Origin of the sequence: Citrobacter sp. wls619, from assembly GCF_005281345.1 — a bacterium.
Classification (GTDB): Bacteria; Pseudomonadota; Gammaproteobacteria; order Enterobacterales; family Enterobacteriaceae; genus Citrobacter.
This window is the reverse complement of sequence record NZ_SZXJ01000096.1, coordinates 1-17,731: the sequence shown is the minus strand read 5'-3', so window position 1 is coordinate 17,731 and position 17,731 is coordinate 1. Positions and strand designations below refer to the sequence as shown.

Below are 17,731 nucleotides of genomic sequence, written 5' to 3'. Positions count from 1 at the left end.
AGATCACACTGGTATCAACCTGTGACTATGCCAACTCAGACCAAACCTAATATGCTCAACCCCCTGAGCCCATCAATTCGTCTTGCCACCTGAATAGCCGCATCCAGCTCATTGATCCCCTGCTCACGCATCAGTTGCGCACGCTCCGCTTTCTCGTGCTTTTCCGTCATCCCCAGCGCCAGAAACAGACTGGGAGGAACGACCCGGAACAGCGCCTCTATTTTCGTCGCTAATACCACTCCTTCGGTATATTTCCCGGACGCTTTCGTGGCAGACAACAACAACTGCTTCTGCTCCGGCGTCAACGTTTTAAATCGCTCCAGTTGCTCCACTTCCTCGGGCGGCATAACCAGCAGTTCCCACCATTCAATCATGTTGAGCAGTTTCTTCGCATCGTCCGGAAAATCCGACAGATTCTGTGTTGCCAGCCATAACCAGATACCCAGCTTACGCCACATCTTGGAGCCCTTGGTCAGGAACCGCGCCAGCAACGGGTTAACGGTAATGATGTGCGATTCATCAGTGATATTGACGATGGCGCGGGAGAGATGCTGGTCGCGTTCGCCGATATTGTTGATATGGTTAATCAGCGAGATATAGGCAATGGCGAGTTGGGCCTCATAACCTTCGCGGGCAAATGTCGCCAGGTCCACCAGCGTGATATCAGCATCCGGCCAGGATTCGCCTTCCCGGTTGAACAGCTCCCCTTCAAAGCCGCTACAGAACATATTCATGGACTCAGCCATTTCATATGCCCTGCTGCGACGGTTTTCTGGCAACGTCGGGTCTTTTGCCAGAGTAAACAGCGCATCGCGTACATCCTGCGTCAGCGTCTGGCGCTTTGCCTGATAACAGGTCCTGGCCGCATCCAGAATAGCCTGCCTTATCATCGCCCGATCCGGACGGGTGAGACGTGCATCCTCTTTCACCTCACCGCCAGTAATCATCAGGCGGGCGGTGATTTCCATCTCGCCCAGGATATCGCGCTGGTCATCGCCGTCCTGTGTCTCCTCATCATCAGGAATATCAGCGCTGACCGGCTGTTCCACCAGTTTCCAGGCATCAGCAAACAGTGGCAGGGTGACGCCGCTACCCGGCTTAAGGCTGATTTTGTTGACGGTCAGGCCATAGCGTTTCGCATAATCTGCCGTCAGGCCGAATGAGTTTCCGGCTTCAACAATAAACAGACGTGGGCGATGTAATGCCATCAGTTGCGCGATTTTACCGTTGAGCGTCGCAGACTTACCCGCACCAGTCGGCCCCAGTAACAGAAGGTGACCGTTTTTAGCCCGGTCATCCTTGTTCAGTGGGTCAAAATCCAGCGGTGCGCCCCCCCGGTTGAAATAGCTGATCCCCGGATGCCCGGTGCCGGTTTCCCGGCCAAAAATGGGCAACAGGTTAGCGATATGCTGGACAAAATTGAACCGCGTATAGAGATTGCGCTTGTCGCGTGACGGGTCGAAGTTTCCAGGAAGCCAGCGCAGATAACTGCTGAGTGGTGCCACTTCATCACTATCCAGTACTGGCACCAGACCGCTGTTCAGCAGCACACTGTTCAGCTCGCGACTCTGCCTGTTCAGCGTCAGTATATCTTCCGCCGACAGGTAAAACGCCAGCGTGGAGCGGTACATCTTATGGCCATCTTTCAGCCACGTTTTGACATCACGGCAGTCAGATTTTGTGTACTCCGATTCAGTATTTTCACCAATAGCGCGGTCGGATAAGCGGTTGAGATGTGCCTCCAGCAAATCCTGTGGATGTACCACCATCGTCAGTGACATCACGGTGGATTCAGGCAACAGGTCAAAAAGCGCATTGATACCATCACCCTTGCGGGTTTCCCCGGTAAGATGCCCGATTTGTGGGGCTTTGCGCAGGCGATCAACGACCATCACCTTGTGAGGACGATTATCAAAATACCAGACGCCATTCCGGGCATCAGATACCGGCTCGCTGAACAACAGGTTTTCGGCAAAGTCGGACAACAGTGGTGGCGAATTCTCGTCATATTCTTCAGGCTGCGTGACCGTTTCGTAAAACGCCTGCCGATTGCTCACTGGCGGGGCCGGATTAAACCAGCGTACCAGCCAGCGCCGGATGTCGGTGTGATTCTGGCGCAGTACCGCCAGACCTGCGCCCGCCAGCGCAGAAATGACCCGTTCACAGACGTTGTTCAGCGCCTGCTCCGGAGTCTGATCACCGTGCGCGGATTTTGCAGGCAGGTAACGGTAAATCACCATCCGGGTTCGACGAAGCTGACCGCGCCACGGCGTTTTCGTCACGACGTCATCGAAAAACAGTCCACCTGAGCGGGTAATGCCGCGCAGGTGATGGTCCATTTCAGCAAGCCAGGCTTCACTGAATGCTGAGCCTTTCGCCGCAGGCATCACATAATCGCGCAGCTTCTGCATATAGCTGCTGAGATCATCCTCGTTCTGGCAAAAAAACTGCACCACCCACGGAGAGCTGTCCAGCTCGTCAAAACTGTCCTGAAGCGCATCCTTTACAATATCCCGGATTTCAGCAAGATGCTGCTGCGAGCGCCCTTCCGTTCCGACTGGCGTGATATCGTACACAGCAGCAACTGAGCGGCCATCGTCGAGTAACAGTGTCTGCGAATCGTCCTGAAACTCCACCCACGGCAGCAAATCAGCAAATGACGGGCCTTTCTGGTATGCCGCATTTGTGGCCTGCTGCGTCAGCTTTCCGGTGCGTGATCGGGCTGTATTCTCTCTCATCACAGCGCCTCCGTGCGTTCACCGGGCAGCGCATAATGTGTGCGGGAATGGAGCGGAAATACCGTGGTATAGCCAGGCACTGGCACGTTTTCGCCTTCGGTCAGATGCGGAAAAACATACATCGTCATATCGGGGTTGGGCAGGCGTTTAAACTGTGCCTGAACCTCATTTTCTGCCGTGCGGGTGTAACTCTGCTGCTCCTGCACTGAAATCTCTGTCAACGGACGGCGAAGCTGGCTGCGCTGGTCATACAGCGTATTGCTGCCCCCCGTCTGCTTGCCCCAGATACTCATCATGGTGGTGTCCTTATCCACGGGCAGCAGGTCTTCCTGGGAGGTACTGCATCCGGCCAGTGCCAGTAGCAGGGGAATAATGGATAAAGGAACAGTATTGTTTTTCATCAGTCCAGTTTCCTTTTACTGGCAGAGGCCTGCACATACTTCACTTTGCGCCCCTGCGTCTCATAATCGACGGGAATTTGCCGGGTGATATGAATGGCGACAGGGTGACCGGGAGGGACGTAAATCGCATCAAACATCTGGCCATAGCGCTGTTTAAACCAGTCTGCAGATTCTTTCAGCCCGCCACCCAGCGCCTGTCCCAGCACATACTGACCACTACTGCCAGTCACGGCAGACGTCACCGAACCGCCCTCCACGGTGGTGGTGGTTTGCCCGTTGGCAAACGCATCTGCCGCCGCGGAAGAGCCCGCCAGCAGGAACTGCGAACCGATATATTCAGCGGCGTTGGATTTTCGTTCACCGGGAATACACGGCAGACCGTGCGGGTCAGACAGCCAGCCAATTTCGCTGCCCTGTCCTTTGTTGCTGTCACTGTTGGCTTTGTTTCCCGCAGACGGTACGGTACGAATGGTGCCGTCGCGGAACACAAACGTCATGCTGTGAACCGTACCGCGCACGCAGGAAAGCGTCCAGTCACCCGACGCCGTGCCCGAAATCACCGCACCCTCGACATCCGGTAATTCAATGCCATTGGCAGTGAGATTATCTCTGCCAATCAGCACCTTAAACGGGTACGGATCGCTCACCGTGCCGTTGACCGGCACCCGCCCCAGCAATGCAGTCATCGCCACTGAACCGGTCAGTGTGCTGTTTTCCGGCAGGGTATAAACCGGTGTGGCCTCCTCAATGGCTCTCTCACCTTTCACCACTTCCAGAAAGGCTTTCTTCTGCTGGCTGATGGCATTGTCTCCGGCGTTGCCGAAAGACGACGGAAACTGCACGCCAGAAGCGGCAGATTGTCCGCGCTTGTCAACCGGTCTGGCATCCGCAGGCTCCACCCAGCGTACACTTCCTGCCGGGACATCCTGATTATCCAGCCCCAGACCGGGAGGAATATCGCCGCCAGTGAGCGACGATTTCTGGCTCAGTTGATTCAGCTTTTGCTGAAAATTGTCCAGCATGGAGGTCTGCTGCTGTTTCAGCTCACTGTTAAAGTTCTCCCGCTCGCGGCTGATGGCACTGTTGATGCGCCCCTCAACACTGGTATCCCGTTCGCGCAGCCGCTGGTTTTCCTTCAGCAGCGCGGCGCTGCTGGTGCGCATTTCCTCCATCTCAGCCCGGTACTGTTTCATCTGTCCGACCAGCGTGGCGACCGTATCGCGTGGTGTATCGCCGTCGATGCCCAGCGCCTTCATTTCATCGCCGGTCAGGTCGGCCACCACGGTGCTGTCCGCTGCCTGCGTTTCACTGCCGGAGGTACGACAGGCTTTCAGTCCAATGAAACCTGCGCCGAGCAGCAGTGACGGGACGAGAATTTTCAGCAGGCTGTTGGCCTTAAGCTGCATCACTTATCCCCCCTCGTCGTCTTTTCCGTGACAGGCTCCGGCAGGATGGCGTTGTCCGCACTGCCATCCGTTACCAGGTACACCACCGTGGTGTCTTCCGGCGTGCCGTGCGCACCCAGCCAGCTGTGCTGAAATGTTGCCGTCAGAAAATTCCCCTGCAATGCACGGGGATCGAGGTCAACACGCCCTTTGTTCTGATTTTGCAACTTAATGGCAGTGACTGTGGTATCCCCCAGTCGCCACGCATTCAACGGGGTGGCAGTCACCGATTCACCAGGTAACAGCGTGGTGACAGCCGTCGCCAGGCGTACCTGCACCGGCGAGATCCCCGCTACCGGCTCCACCGTGCGCAGCGGCGCATAAAGCATCTGTGCGGCATAACGCGTGAGTACCACCGGAACGGGTCCGGTGTATTCTTCCTGCATGGTGGTCCGGGTCTGCTCTTTCGTTTCCTCCTCCATAACCACATCGCTGCGCCAGACCGTATCGTCATAACGCAGTTCCAGCGGCTCCAGTTCGTCTCCGCCAGTCGCACGAACATCCAGTAAAATCAGTTCGCCGCTGTCCATATCGAATAGCTGGAGGCGGGTATCGGGAAAATCTTCGGCTGCACGCAAATAGACCGTGCCGCCGCTGCTCTGTATACGCAGTTTGCCGTCCAGTTCAGCCGGATAGCCAACACGCACGTTACGGTTAACGAAAATCACCCGCTCATGCCCGGTATGCAGTTCGACAGGTAACGGCAGACGCTGCCACTGCACCAGCTCAGTAGCATTAACGGTACTATGGCAGACCAGTAACGGCAGGGAAAACAGACAATATCTGAGATGCAATTTCATTATTTCACCTCCGTTGTTGCAGCCGCTTCCAGTTTCTGTGCCTGTCCGGCAAAACAGTCGAGCGCCAGCCCCCAGGGATTTTTCTCCGCATCCACGTCATAACGCACAATGTTCAGTGGATAGCGTACTAAGGCGCGTTTGACGGGTTCGGCGCGGTAGTATTCATCCACCGTCAAATCGAGCGTCACCGTCCAGCGGTCGCGGTCCAGCACCTGCACCCGTTTGTTATGAAATCCCCTGCCGGGAATTTCATACACCCCGCGCACACGATCACGCAGTTCACCCCGGTCGCGACGCTGGCGGTAATCACCTTCAAACTGCGCATAGCAGGCGGGCGTCAGATAGGCCGTCAGCGCACTGAGATTACGTGAGTAGTCCTCCTCGCCGTTGACGGGCCAGCGATTAAGCTGCTGGAAAATATAGAAGGAAAAGGCATAAACCTGTCCGGGCGGGATTTCCCACCATGGACGGGTGCTGCCTGCACGCAGATCGGGCGGATTATGAATGGTGAGGTTGCGCGGTGCGCTTTGCCAGCCATACCACAGACCCGCGATAACCAGCAGCATCAGGCCGATAACCCATCTCAGGGTCGTAATGTGGGCGTCCCGTGCTGCGAGGGCATGTTTGAACTGGCTCATCTTGCACTCCTGCGGATAACCCACACGGCGCTTTTCTGCACCAGTCTGGCATCGCCGTAACCGTGGCGGGAAAACCAGGCTCCCATTGCCCGGTACAGCCAGGTATCAGGGCGTCCACGTTTAACACGTGCCAGCCACTTACCGCCGACCAGAATAGCCAGCACCGCGCCAGCCAGAGCCCCCGTCGGTATGAGTGCCCAGATCCCCACTACAGCGGCGGGAAAAATCCCGCTGATAAGACCAGCAGCAAATCCACCACTCAGCGCAATAAACAGTTCTGATGTCGTCATACCGCGAAACACCACTGGCTCACGGTTCAGACGGTCCGGGAGAAACTCAATGGTCAGTGTCATTACAGAACATCTCCCGCCTGAGTCAGCAACCAGATGATGATCACCAACAGAATGGCTCCAACCCCCGCCATCGCGCCCAGGTCTTTCCACTGTTTTTTACCCGCCTGGATCTCTGAATAGGTGGTAATGCAGCTGTTGGCGACCACCAGAAAACCAACGGCACATATTCCCAGCGACAGCAGGATCACAATGTCGTAGCCGTAGTTTTTCAGCGTGTCCATGATGCCTGAGCCTTTACCACGGGAAGGATCTTCCATCGTGGGCAGGTCGGCGCGGGCGGAAACAGAAAAAGCGAGAACAGAGAGCATCAGGGAACGCAGAACCGTTTTTTTCATCATGGGGATTTTCCTTTGCAGAAGAGAGAATTAGCTGAGCACCAGCCAGAAGCTGACCAGCAGGAGAAGCACGGTGCGGGCAACTATGCCGCCGAGTTGTTTCAGGGAGAGATTGCCGGCTGAGAAGGCGCGGAATGAACGCAGGCAGACCCACGCAGCCCAGAGGAAAAGTGCTGCGCAAAGCAGGCCGAGAAACAGCAGGTTTACCTCAGCGGGTTTTGCGCTGCTGCCCGCCTGGAATGCGGTGATTTGTGCGTCGGTCACTGCACGCTCTCCCGCCGGTACTGCCCGGCCAGTGGTAGTACCGGCTGTGGCTGGGCGCGGGAAGGCGTCAGATACTGTTCAAGACCCGCACGAACGGCGCGAATATCGGCATGAGCCTGCGGATAATCAAAGAAAAAGCGTTCGCCAGGGGCGACGGATGACTGGCTCTCCGCACGTTTCAGCGTGGCGTCGAGCATATCAAGCTGGGTCAGCAACAGGGATAACGTGGCAGATTCAGAGGCAGGCGCCGCCAGGGCGTTGCCCGCCAGCACGATGCCAGACAAATACAGATAAGGAATAAGTTTCACAGAGATGCTCCGGGCCAGTAACAGGGAGAGCATCAGAATGCAGGGACCGTTATATTCAGTCCGCAATAAACTGTTTTTCTGGTACAAACAAAAGTCCCTTCTCCGGAGAAAAGGGATTTAATAATTATTTATTTTCTGACTGAGTCGTTACATATATTTTTTGAAGAGACCAAACATAATACTGACCGTCAGGCCACAAAATAATGCGGCGGGTAATAAAACAAAACAAGGATTAACAGAAAATGGCAGGGACAGATAAATAACCCACGCCAGGAAAAATACCGGCATGACCGACCGCTTGGCATGGTGGTAAATAAACCCGGATTCATAGCCGCAGCCAAATCGACGAATATCGCGCCGCACCAGCCCGTCAACAATCCCCACCAGCACAGCCAGAAGAAACAGCGGGGCCGTCAGCAGCAGAATAAACACCCGCAGTACAAAAGTCAGCGTGATATATACCGAAGCCTGAAGGTAAGTATCGATCCAGTAAACCCATTCATTACCTGGTTTACTCCGCAGTTGTTCCAGCCAGGGGATAAATCCGGTATCGACAAAAATCCACTGCCAGGTCCGGTGCAGAATAATTTCCAGTTTCCCGGCAGGATCGGCCATCAGCAGGCTGTGCGTCACATTTTCAGCAAACCAGCTTAACTCTTCGTTCATCATCAAATGGCTGTGTTCCGCCCCCTGTTCGGGCCAGAGAAATGCAATACCCAGCCACTCCACCATCAGGCTGAAAAACAGGGAGCCAATCAGCGCAGCGCTGGCTTTCCCCAGCCATGACAGCGGCGTGGCAATCAGCCCTTTTTTCGGTGGATTACTGTTCTGAACCGGAGTATCACTCATTCAGCCCCTCCTGTAATGCGTCAAGCAGTGCGGAATGATCCACATCGGTATCCGGTACGGCAGCGTTATTCCACCACTGCTCACCGGTGTGGTAATTCGCCTGCATATATTCCGCGAGCTGCGTGATACTGTCCGGCATCAGGTCATCGTTATCCGCAGCAGGCAGCGGCATACGGATTTTCCACAACTGTCCGCCTTCCAGCAGGGCAAATGCCTGACCTTTCGGAAGCTGTATCAGCGCCGCCGGATCAATCAGCGGTACGCTGACAGAACTCACCCTGTCCTGCGTGTTACTGGTGAAATCCGTCCCGGTTTCCGGATTAGACGAATCGGTGACGCCGGAAATCACCGTGTTCGTCAGGACATCCACCTCATGCAACTGACCGGTCATCAGCTCCGCTGTGGCGGTTTCACGCACACGCAGCATAATCAGGTTGTTGAAGTTGCCGATGACCTGGCCCGCTTTGGCAGCACTGCCGATCCGTGCCTCAATATCAGAGAGTGTCTGGGTATAGGCGGTCACCTGAATCCCTGCGCCGCCCCCTTTGTTAATCAGCGGAATAAACTCATCGCCCATCAACTCGTTGAACTCGTCACAGTGCAGGTTGATCGGAATTTTGGCCGGATTATCGCCACCCGGCAGGCCATCATTGACGCCGAATTTATAGATATAACCCGCAATACTTACCAGGTCGGCAAACATACTGTTACCCACGGCAGCCGCGATTTCACTGTCGGACAGCGCATCCAGCCCGACATACACAACACCGCGTTTGCGGATAATCTGCTGCCAGTCGAAAATCGGCCGCGGGTCATCAAGATCGCTATAAGACGGGGCCAGTAGCTGCGCCGTTTTGCCTGTGGTGAGTTTCTCCAGCAGGGGCAGCAGAGAGGCCACAATTTTATCGAAATAGGTTTTGTCATAGCGCACCGCTGAGCGCAGGCCATCAAGAATGGGGTCATAAATTTTGGTAGCGGCAAGATACTGCTCCAGCGCCACCACATACTTATCCCGCCCCTGTAAATTGCGTGGCGTATTTTTGTCGTTCACCTTATCGGCCATCTGCGCTATCACATCCCACGCTTTTGGCTCATGTTTTGGCAGGTAGTACTGTGCGTAGCGGATAAACAGGTCGTCGATATTAATGACATGACGGCTGATTTGCAGGTAGTCCGGACGCTGTCCCAGTTCGATGAGGGCGCGGGAAATAATGTTCACAAACCGCCACGCAAATTCTTTAAACGCCGCCGAATTTCCCTCACCGGAAAGCTGTCCGGCGATACGGCTGGCAACTTCGGATATTCGTCCGAAACGACCCACAGCGTTATAGCGTGCGGAAATATCTGGCCAGCCAAGATGGAATACATAGAATTCGTTTTCCCGCCCTGCGCGTTTTGCCTCGGCATATGCCCGCTTCAGCAGGTCAGCATCGCCTTTCGGGTCAAAGATAATGACCACTTCACCGCGCCGGATATCCTGGGTAATAAAAATTTCAGCCAGCCGTGTTTTACCGACACGGGTGGTGCCCATCACCAGCGTATGACCGACGCGTTCACTCAGAGGCAGGGTCACATCGGTTTCATTCAGCTCAATACCGTGTAATAACGCGCTGCCGCCAACAGGCGGCAACGGGCGTACCGGATTCAGCGGGCTGTCGCGGGAAAGAATACGCCGCATAGCCGGTAAACGGCTTTCGCACGCCTTCTCCAGACTGCGGGCCTGACGATAAAACCAGCCGGGATGAATGTAATGCGCCACCTCCGGTCGTCGGCAGGTGTGCAGACGCTGGGTATGTTTCTGCTCCCAGCGAAAGCCCAGCCCGATAAACAGGCTGTGGCGACTGACGGGGACCAGGCTGCTTGTCATCACATAACGCGGCAGACGTCGGATATTGCGGCGATAGCGCAAAATAGTCAGCCCCTGCCGGGCACGAATACCGGCGAACAGCAAAAATCCCCCCGCGAGCGGATAGCTGACGGAAGGGGCAAGCATCACCGACCACGGCGCAGCCAGGCAGACCACCCCCGCCGCCAGCCCGGCGGCAGCACTGTATAATTCCACTGCCGGACGCAGTGGCGCTTCAATCACATGGCGATGACTCATTGCGACAGCCCGGAATCGGTGATCAGCACCGGATACGTATCCAGTTGCAGACGTACAGCCAGATCGTCACCACTTGCGGGCAGCAGCGTCAGGCCATCAGCATGCTGACGCAGTTTTTCCAGACGATCAGCCGAAGCCACATTCACTACCAGACCGGTGGCGTTCAGGGATTTCAGCGTGGCACGCTGTTGCGCCAGCCAGTGGACCGACTGCGGGTCATCCCCCAGAATAAACAACGGCGTCATCCCCGGCAGGGATAGCGGCCGGGAGATGACAGCACCAGGATGCAGACGGGAAGAGACCACCGGAAACACCGCACTTTCCAGCGGAACAACCTGTACAGGCGAACTATTCTCATCATCTGGCGGCGTAATGGCCTCAAACAGCGGTGCAGTAGACTCGCCGCCGAAGTCTGCCACAACTGTCAGCGCAGCGTAGCTGGCGCAGGATAATGAAAACAGTAAAGCGGAAATGATGATTTTCAGCATGTCATGAATTCCTTCTTTATATTAGTTCATGAGGAGAGTTTTTGCAGATGGCGAAGTACTTCTGTGCGATAGCGCTGTGCAGGTTTACCGCCCGCCGGATGGTGATAGCGTCCAGTAGCTTCCTGCCAGTTCTGCCACTGGTCGTAATGACCACGTAGTAAGCGGGCGGCGACCTGCAAATTGAGGTAAGGCGTCAGTGCGTCGCATGGCGTGGCAAAATAGTGTCCATTCCAGCCGATATTGATTTGCCCCAGTCCGGCGTCAATACGCTTTGGGCTCGTGGTACGCATAAACTGGTTCAGGGCACTACAGGCCGCATGACGGGTTGAGTAACGGTAGCCTTTTCCGGCGACATTCAGCGTCCATGGCCACGGCCTGATGCCCTGTGGTACGAGGGAGCCACTTTCGGTCAGCGCCATTGCATACAATAAATCAGCCGGAACACCGGCCTGCCTCGCCACCTGTCGGTAGCCTGGGGGGATATCCTGTGCGGCGTGAACAGTCGTCAGAGGGGACAACAAAATCAACCATATCAGGGTGCGGAAACGGGTAACCATGAATCCCCCTGTTTTTCCAGAACCACCGGCATTTTGCCCTGCCCGTAGTGCAGCCAGCGACCAGCGTCATGATTCAGCGTGATCTCCCGACGCTGTACCCGCGCATTATCAATATGCTGCGCAACCGCCCAGCGTCGCAGACGACTGTCATCGTTATTGCTGCCGACCAGCCAGATATCCAGAGGGTTTCCGGCACTGAGCAGCGTTTTCAGGCGAGTATCACAGGAGAGACAGTCTTCCCGGACAAACACCGCCAGCCGCGAACTCCTGTCCGGCGAGGCCACCGCAACAGGCACCAGACCAGGAAAACGGCGTTTCCAGGCTGCATCATAAGCGCGCTGGAAGGCGAGTTCCTTCTCCACCCGCCGGGACTCTTTTTCCACCAGCAGATCGGCATATTTCCGACGCTCCGCATCAGTAGTGGCTTCAACACCCAGCGTGGTCAGCGGGTCGAGCGACGGCGACCAGATACCGCGCTCACTGCGTTTCAGCGCTTCATAACGGCTCCATTCTTCCTGCGTCAGTCCCCACTGCTGTGCAGCGGGTTGTGAGGAAAGCCGCATCTCAGTGCTGCTCTGAACAGTGGAGACCGTTTCATTTTCGGCCTGTGCCAGAGGTGTCGCCAGCGCCAGCAAAAGTGCCAGACTTTTAAATTTCATCAGTTTCACCTCAGCTCAGACTATGAACGGCTGACACAGAGGTGAAACAGACCGTGCGCGTGATTTCATCTACCGTCATTGCCCATGCCGGGCCGGCAATCACTTTCAGCGCATCATCAACACGCAATGGTCCTGGTGAGCGTTGAATATCCGGCAAAGGACTGCTGAACAGTTGTCTGGCCTCTCCGGTGACAGGCAGGCACAGACCGTAGCCGGTTCCCGTCAGCCATACGTGCAGGGCATCACCACGCGTCGGCGCTTTCCGGCTTTTTTGGGGTTCAGGGATCGCATGACTCACCACCTGGCGTAATGGATAGCGAAGCGCCTCGTCCGGAGTGAGGTTCGCCAGTGTGTAGCGTGCGGTATGGACCAGTTCAACAGGTGCCGGTGAGGCCAGAATAACCGGAGCGGATTCAGGTCTGGTAACCGGTTCAGGGGTGCAGGCTGTCAGCAAAAGTACCGTTGTGGCAGCGACGGATAAGAATAAATATTTTCGCATAATATGTTCTCCGGCGAATAGACGAATAAAGGCCGGGACAGCATGGAAAAATTAACAGGAAATAACCGCAGTAAACTGAATCCGGGGAATAAAAAATGACGCCCCGGAGAGCGTCAGCGATACATAATGCTGATTACTGATACCACCAGGTATCAAACTGTTCTGCAAAATCATTCGCCTGCTGGTAATGGACCCCAAAATTACGGGTAAAATACCCGTCAGACGTGGCGTAACGCACAAAACATTCACCATTACGGTATTCCATCAGCGCCGCACTGGTGTCGTATTTTTGTGCCAGCGTAATTAACTCATCAAGCTGAAAACCATGCTGTAATGCCGTCAGCAACATAGACTGGACCGCCTGCATTTCAGCATTACGCAGAAAATTCAGCTGCGCCTGGTAATTTTCATTATTCATATAATAATGCTCCGGGAAAATAAAGGGATTGACGCTAAAGGGCGCTGTCGGCGACAGCAGATTGCCGGAGCAGTAAAACAATTCCCGGAACAACGATGAATAAAGAACTCATATCCGGATAAATAAGAAATCGCCAGCCAGAAACAGGCGGGTCATAATTCATTACGGGTCAGTAAATAATCACTGAGTCGCCCCCCCAGCCAACGGATCACCGGAACTGCCATCGAGTTGCCCAGAGCTTTATACCGTGGCGAATCCGGACAATCCTGTTCTGGTTTCCCCCGCCAGGGGATACGTGTGTAGTGTTCAGGAAATCCCTGTAATCGTTCGTACTCCACCGGCATCAGGCGACGGACGTCATAACGGTGGATCACGGCGTGCGCCGTATGGGACGTATCAAGGGTGTAGCACAACTCTTCTGACAGTCTGACTCGATTCCAGCCATTTTTCTCCATGCGATCAATCGTATTACCAGCTATGCAGGTAGCGGGAAAGACCACCAGATCGTGCGCATCTTTGTAATCGCTGGCGGTACAGGTGCTGCTGATGTCACTGGCGGCATATTCCCCTATGCGTTGTTTGTTGTAGAGCCGGCTTTCGCTTCCAGTACCTGCTGGAGCTGAACCGGCAACGGATGGCTGTGTGCCGCTGCCCGGCGCACTATCCCGGCGCAGGCCCGCGAACTCAAACAGTATTTCGGCGGGATCGATGTCCTCTCGAGCACTTGCGATAACAAACAGACGCTTGCGTCGCTGGGCGAGTCCGAAGTATTGAGAGTCAAGCACTCTGAATGCAATATTTCGGCGTGGGCCATACACACAACCTGCACGGGGCCATTTGGGAATATGACGACCATACTTTTTCGACCAGCGCCAGAATGTCGATGATTTGCCTGCGGCGGGCGGTTTTCCGGGAGTAAAGGGAACATCTGTACCAGCCAGTCCGGCAAGGAAGTGACCGAAAGCGTTTCCGGTATCACTGAGGACGCCGGGGACATTTTCCCACAGAATGAGTGCGCCATGCTTATTCTCCTCTGCGCGTTTAATATCAATAGCGTCAGCCAGCCGGATATACGAAAGCGTAAGCTGGCCTCGCGGATCGTTAAGTCCCAGTTTCATTCCCGCCACGCTGAAGGACTGACAGGGTGTGCCGCCGATGAGAATATCCGGGGCAACAACGGTACCGGTGCGAATTTTATCCGCCAGCAGTGTCATATCGCCGTGGTTAGGAATATCCGGCCAGCGGTGCGTGAGAACCGCAGACGGGAATCGGTCGATTTCGCTGAACCAGAGCGCTCTGAATGGCAGGTTATGCCAGGCTACGCTGACGGCTTCGATACCGCTACAGACAGAGCCGTAAGTGTATATTTTTGTATTCAATTTTCCCCTCCGGACGGCGGGGATGCTCTTATGGCATTCGGTCAGGAAGCTCGATGGCTATGGGTGAAATGGTTCAGGGTTTTACAGCGCGGGCATTTGATATGAAGGCTGGAGAACTGAGTGGCTACTGCGAGCAGGCGCTGGCATTGCCCACAGCGTAGTTGTTTTTCGGTTTGCTGATTTTCCATAATATTTCACCCGAATTAATAATTATTATTCAGAACATTTTCCATTTTAATAAAGGGCGGCATATACCGCCCGTCATATTTTATTCGCTACCAGCCCAGACTCATACCCGTTGCAATGCCTGTATTGTGCTGTGTGTCATAGGAGGTTTTTAATGAAACGACGACGTGTGGACTGACTTTATAATAACCACCAGCAGACATCGCCTGCTCAGAGTCAAAATTAGCCACTCCCATACCAAACGTGAAGTCATAACTGAGATTCTGAGGAATGGTACTCATCGCCATCGCCCCGGCAATACCGGCTGACGCTCGCTGGCGGTTGTCATCAATTTTGTTATCAAGACGATCAACCCGATTGTTCACATTATTAATCTGCGTATCCGTCCATGCCACGGATTCACTGAACCGTTTATCAGTCCAGGTATTGGCCTGCTCGAGTGTTTTTGCCGATACCGCGTCCGTATATTTCATGTTCTGCGCACTGCTCTCCTGGACAGTGGTACGCGTGTAGTCTGCTGATTTTTTATAGGTGCCGTCAGCCGAATTATCGACATACTGCGTCATCTCAGACGACAGATGACTGATTTCAGTATCGGTATACTGACGGGCGTTATTTTCTGCTGTAGTCACTCTGTCGTCGGTGTAACGACGGTCAGAGGTGGACATATCGTCCAGTTGCTTTTTATTAACGGCGTCCGTGTCCGCTGTTCCCGCAGCGACATGGGTTATCTGGCGTTCGTTACCCTCACTTCCTACCGACAGGGTATTATCCCGGTCATTGGTTGAATTATTGCCAATAGCAATGGCATTCTCCGCGGCAACACTGGAGCCTGAGCCAAAAATCGCGGAATTATCTCCCGTCAGGCTATTCTGGCTCCCGAAGACATTTGTGTCAGTTCCTGAAACGTTGTTTTCATTCCCCACCAGCGACGTTCTGGCCGCATCCGCGATGGTGTTATGCCCACCAGACACGACTGAAAATTTGCTGACATCCTTAAACTCATTAAAATCACCGGTCACAATCATGTGGTCGCTGTTCTCAGCGTTATTGTGCTCACCGATAACCAGACTGTAATATGAGTCAGGATCGGGGTTCTGATTAATTAATGTATTTTTATCTCCATAAACATGAACATTGCCACAGTCTCCGGTACAGGTATTTGCACATACCCCGGAGGTTGATGTCAGCAGCGATAATAATCCTGTGGCTATGACGGTTTTTGATATCTTCATTCTGGCCTCATTAACTTGCTCTGCCTGATTTAAATACATTCCCCTCATCGGGTCGGTGTAGTTAACAGGGAGAAAGAAAACAGTCCAACGTGAAAATAAAATTCCGGTTCGAATAATTTAATAACTATTTGTATAAGGCAATCTGGAGAAATCGCAGGAATAAAGGAAAGCGCCGCAGAACGGCGCTGGCAGGTATTCACCTGAATGGAAAAATAAAAACAGAAAGTGGAACAACCAAATCCCCCGGTATAGCCTTACTGACCATACCGATCCGCTTACGGGGATACGGATCGAGAACATGGCGCTTTCGCACAAACGGCTCCGTTTGGTTGCCGGTCGGCCCCGGCACAAGGCAGGATGCTACATCAGCCATGTCCGCATATTCTGCCTGATGCCTGGCGACCTGGAGGTCGCCAATTCAATACCGGAATAAAAGGAAAATGTGATTACCGGGCCTGTGTGACCATCGTCGAAATCCATACCGACTGTTTTTGCAGAAATACCGCCAGCGGGAGCTTACCCGCCGCAATATCGTCCAGCGCCTGTTCCCAGAGCGCTGTCATTCCGGGATCTTTAATGATGTCCGGTAACATGGACATCAGCGTTATCGCACTGTCAGAGGCTATCAGATGTCGCTTTTCTTTGCGGATATACCCACGTTTCAGCAACGTCTCGATAATTCCTGCACGGGTCGCTTCGGTTCCCAGACCGGCACTTTCTTTCAGACGCTGTTTAAGTCGTTCGTCGGTGACAAACCGACTGGCGTTTTTCATCGCCGCAATCAGCGTCCCTTCCGTGTAATGCTCAGGCGGTCTGGTTTTCTGCGCCCGGATATTCGCGCCGGTAACAGTGCATTGCGTGTTTCCCGCCAGTCGCGGAAGTGACTGTGTAGTCTCATCCATCTCACTTTTATCTTCACTGAACAGTGTCTTCCAGCCCGGCGTGACAACCACGTTTCCGGCGGCTGCCAGCGTATGCCCGGCACATTCCAGTTGCATCTGCGTTTTGTCCGCCTCATACAACGGCAGAAACTGCGCCAGATAATGACGGCGTATCAGGTCATAAACGCAACGTTCATCCTCGCTCATTTTGCTGATATCTGCGGGCTGCATTGTCGGGATAATCGCGTGGTGAGCAGTGATTTTTTTATCGTCCCAGACACGGGATTTTTGCTGGCTATTGCACTGTGCCAGCAACGGTTTTAATGCCGGATCTGCCTGTTGCAGGGCACTGAAGACCTGCGGCACTTCGGCCAGCATAGACAGCGGCAGGTATCCACAGTCAGTGCGCGGATAAGTTGTGGCTTTGTGCGTTTCATACAGGCTTTGTGCAACATCCAGTACCTGTTGCGCCCCCATGCCCCATTTTTTTGAGCAGACCTGTTGCAGGGTCCCGAGGTCAAATGGCAGAGGCGCAGATTCTTTGATACGCTTCGTTTCCGTGCTGATGACATGGGCCAGCCTGGTGCGACTGATATCCGCTGATGCCCGTTCCACCGCTGACGGGTTAATACAGCGCCCTTCTTCATCGCATATCGCTTCAGGTGCCAGCCACTGCGCCTGAAACGGGGTATTCTGACCGCTCAGCGCGACGGTCAGCGTCCAGTAGTCGCGAGGGATAAAGCAGGCTATCTGCTGGTCACGGTTAACAATCAGATTCAGCGTGGGTGTCTGGACTCGACCGACAGAAAATACACTACCCTTCTGCCCTGGTCTTTGCCCTTTCAAAGTATACAGACGGGTGAGATTCATCCCGCACAACCAGTCCGCTCTGGCGCGGCCCAGCCCCGCCAGGTACAACGATTCTGTTGCTTCGCCAGGTTTTAGCGTAGCTAATGCTTTGCGGATACTCGCATCGTCCAGCGCAGAGAGCCATAACCGGGAAACCGGCCCCCGGAATTTGCACGCATCGAGAATTTCGCGGGCAATCATTTCGCCTTCCCGGTCGGCATCAGTCGCTATCACCACTGAAGAGGCTTTCTTCAGCAACTTCTGAATAATCGTGAATTGTTTTTTTGTCGCGGGCTTCACTACCATCTTCCACTGCTCCGGAATAATCGGTAAATCGGTCAGCGT

General features: G+C 54.4%; 20 protein-coding genes. All 20 read right to left on the bottom strand.

Features of this window, described 5'->3' with window-relative positions; translation table 11 throughout:
* Nucleotides 1-35: 35 nt before the first annotated feature.
* Complete coding sequence (locus FDX19_RS19830) at nt 36-2,738, bottom strand: conjugative transfer ATPase (protein WP_137384053.1); 2,703 nt, start codon at nt 2,736-2,738, stop codon at nt 36-38.
* Nucleotides 2,738-3,139, bottom strand: coding sequence for a TIGR03751 family conjugal transfer lipoprotein (locus tag FDX19_RS19825; protein WP_137384052.1), 402 nt, complete (start codon nt 3,137-3,139; stop codon nt 2,738-2,740). Before FDX19_RS19825 ends, FDX19_RS19830 begins: the two co-directional genes overlap by 1 nt.
* Nucleotides 3,139-4,545: a TIGR03752 family integrating conjugative element protein gene (locus FDX19_RS19820; protein ID WP_137384068.1), complete on the bottom strand. Its 1,407-nt coding sequence runs from the start codon at nt 4,543-4,545 to the stop codon at nt 3,139-3,141. The genes FDX19_RS19825 and FDX19_RS19820 overlap by 1 nt, the downstream gene beginning before the upstream one ends.
* A complete protein-coding gene (locus FDX19_RS19815; RefSeq protein ID WP_137384051.1) occupies nt 4,545-5,384 on the bottom strand; it encodes a TIGR03749 family integrating conjugative element protein in 840 nt (279 codons plus the stop codon). Before FDX19_RS19815 ends, FDX19_RS19820 begins: the two co-directional genes overlap by 1 nt.
* Nucleotides 5,384-6,022 carry a PFL_4703 family integrating conjugative element protein gene (locus FDX19_RS19810; RefSeq protein WP_137384050.1) on the bottom strand — a complete coding sequence of 213 codons (639 nt, stop codon included), beginning with the start codon at nt 6,020-6,022 and terminating at the stop codon, nt 5,384-5,386. Before FDX19_RS19810 ends, FDX19_RS19815 begins: the two co-directional genes overlap by 1 nt.
* Nucleotides 6,019-6,375 carry a TIGR03750 family conjugal transfer protein gene (locus tag FDX19_RS19805; protein WP_137384049.1) on the bottom strand — a complete coding sequence of 119 codons (357 nt, stop codon included), beginning with the start codon at nt 6,373-6,375 and terminating at the stop codon, nt 6,019-6,021. Before FDX19_RS19805 ends, FDX19_RS19810 begins: the two co-directional genes overlap by 4 nt.
* Nucleotides 6,375-6,713, bottom strand: a complete 339-nt coding sequence (locus FDX19_RS19800; protein WP_249357574.1) for a TIGR03745 family integrating conjugative element membrane protein — start codon at nt 6,711-6,713, stop codon at nt 6,375-6,377. Before FDX19_RS19800 ends, FDX19_RS19805 begins: the two co-directional genes overlap by 1 nt.
* A gap of 27 nt (nt 6,714-6,740) precedes the next feature.
* Nucleotides 6,741-6,974 (bottom strand): TIGR03758 family integrating conjugative element protein, encoded by a 234-nt coding sequence (locus FDX19_RS19795; RefSeq protein WP_137384048.1) that lies wholly within the window; start codon nt 6,972-6,974, stop codon nt 6,741-6,743.
* On the bottom strand, nt 6,971-7,282 hold the full coding sequence (locus FDX19_RS19790; RefSeq protein ID WP_170974409.1) for an RAQPRD family integrative conjugative element protein: 312 nt from the start codon (nt 7,280-7,282) through the stop codon (nt 6,971-6,973). The genes FDX19_RS19795 and FDX19_RS19790 overlap by 4 nt, the downstream gene beginning before the upstream one ends.
* Nucleotides 7,283-7,429: 147 nt before the next feature.
* Nucleotides 7,430-8,131 (bottom strand): TIGR03747 family integrating conjugative element membrane protein, encoded by a 702-nt coding sequence (locus FDX19_RS19785; RefSeq protein WP_137384046.1) that lies wholly within the window; start codon nt 8,129-8,131, stop codon nt 7,430-7,432.
* Nucleotides 8,124-10,235 carry a type IV conjugative transfer system coupling protein TraD gene (gene traD / locus FDX19_RS19780; RefSeq protein WP_137384045.1) on the bottom strand — a complete coding sequence of 704 codons (2,112 nt, stop codon included), beginning with the start codon at nt 10,233-10,235 and terminating at the stop codon, nt 8,124-8,126. Before traD ends, FDX19_RS19785 begins: the two co-directional genes overlap by 8 nt.
* The gene (locus FDX19_RS19775; protein WP_137384044.1) at nt 10,232-10,723 is read right to left on the bottom strand and encodes an integrating conjugative element protein; all 492 of its coding nucleotides are present in this window, start codon (nt 10,721-10,723) and stop codon (nt 10,232-10,234) included. Before FDX19_RS19775 ends, traD begins: the two co-directional genes overlap by 4 nt.
* Nucleotides 10,724-10,749: 26 nt before the next feature.
* Nucleotides 10,750-11,280: a transglycosylase SLT domain-containing protein gene (locus FDX19_RS19770; RefSeq protein WP_137384043.1), complete on the bottom strand. Its 531-nt coding sequence runs from the start codon at nt 11,278-11,280 to the stop codon at nt 10,750-10,752.
* Nucleotides 11,256-11,843, bottom strand: coding sequence for a TIGR03759 family integrating conjugative element protein (locus FDX19_RS19765; RefSeq protein WP_249357576.1), 588 nt, complete (start codon nt 11,841-11,843; stop codon nt 11,256-11,258). The genes FDX19_RS19770 and FDX19_RS19765 overlap by 25 nt, the downstream gene beginning before the upstream one ends.
* A 106-nt stretch (nt 11,844-11,949) precedes the next feature.
* Nucleotides 11,950-12,438, bottom strand: coding sequence for a hypothetical protein (locus tag FDX19_RS19760; RefSeq protein ID WP_137384041.1), 489 nt, complete (start codon nt 12,436-12,438; stop codon nt 11,950-11,952).
* Nucleotides 12,439-12,571: 133 nt separating this feature from the next.
* The gene (locus FDX19_RS19755; RefSeq protein WP_137384040.1) at nt 12,572-12,856 is read right to left on the bottom strand and encodes a hypothetical protein; all 285 of its coding nucleotides are present in this window, start codon (nt 12,854-12,856) and stop codon (nt 12,572-12,574) included.
* A 152-nt stretch (nt 12,857-13,008) separates the two neighbouring features.
* Entirely contained in the window at nt 13,009-14,235 is a 1,227-nt protein-coding gene (locus tag FDX19_RS19750; protein WP_137384039.1) for a DNA cytosine methyltransferase, read from the bottom strand.
* Between the two features lie 41 nt (nt 14,236-14,276).
* Nucleotides 14,277-14,423 carry a Com family DNA-binding transcriptional regulator gene (locus tag FDX19_RS19745; RefSeq protein WP_137384038.1) on the bottom strand — a complete coding sequence of 49 codons (147 nt, stop codon included), beginning with the start codon at nt 14,421-14,423 and terminating at the stop codon, nt 14,277-14,279.
* A gap of 87 nt (nt 14,424-14,510) precedes the next feature.
* The gene (locus FDX19_RS19740) at nt 14,511-15,656 is read right to left on the bottom strand and encodes a YadA-like family protein (RefSeq protein WP_170974408.1); all 1,146 of its coding nucleotides are present in this window, start codon (nt 15,654-15,656) and stop codon (nt 14,511-14,513) included.
* 446 nt (nt 15,657-16,102) lie between these two features.
* The coding region (locus FDX19_RS19735; RefSeq protein WP_249357573.1) for a DNA topoisomerase III at nt 16,103-17,731 on the bottom strand (1,629 nt) is incomplete at its 5' end.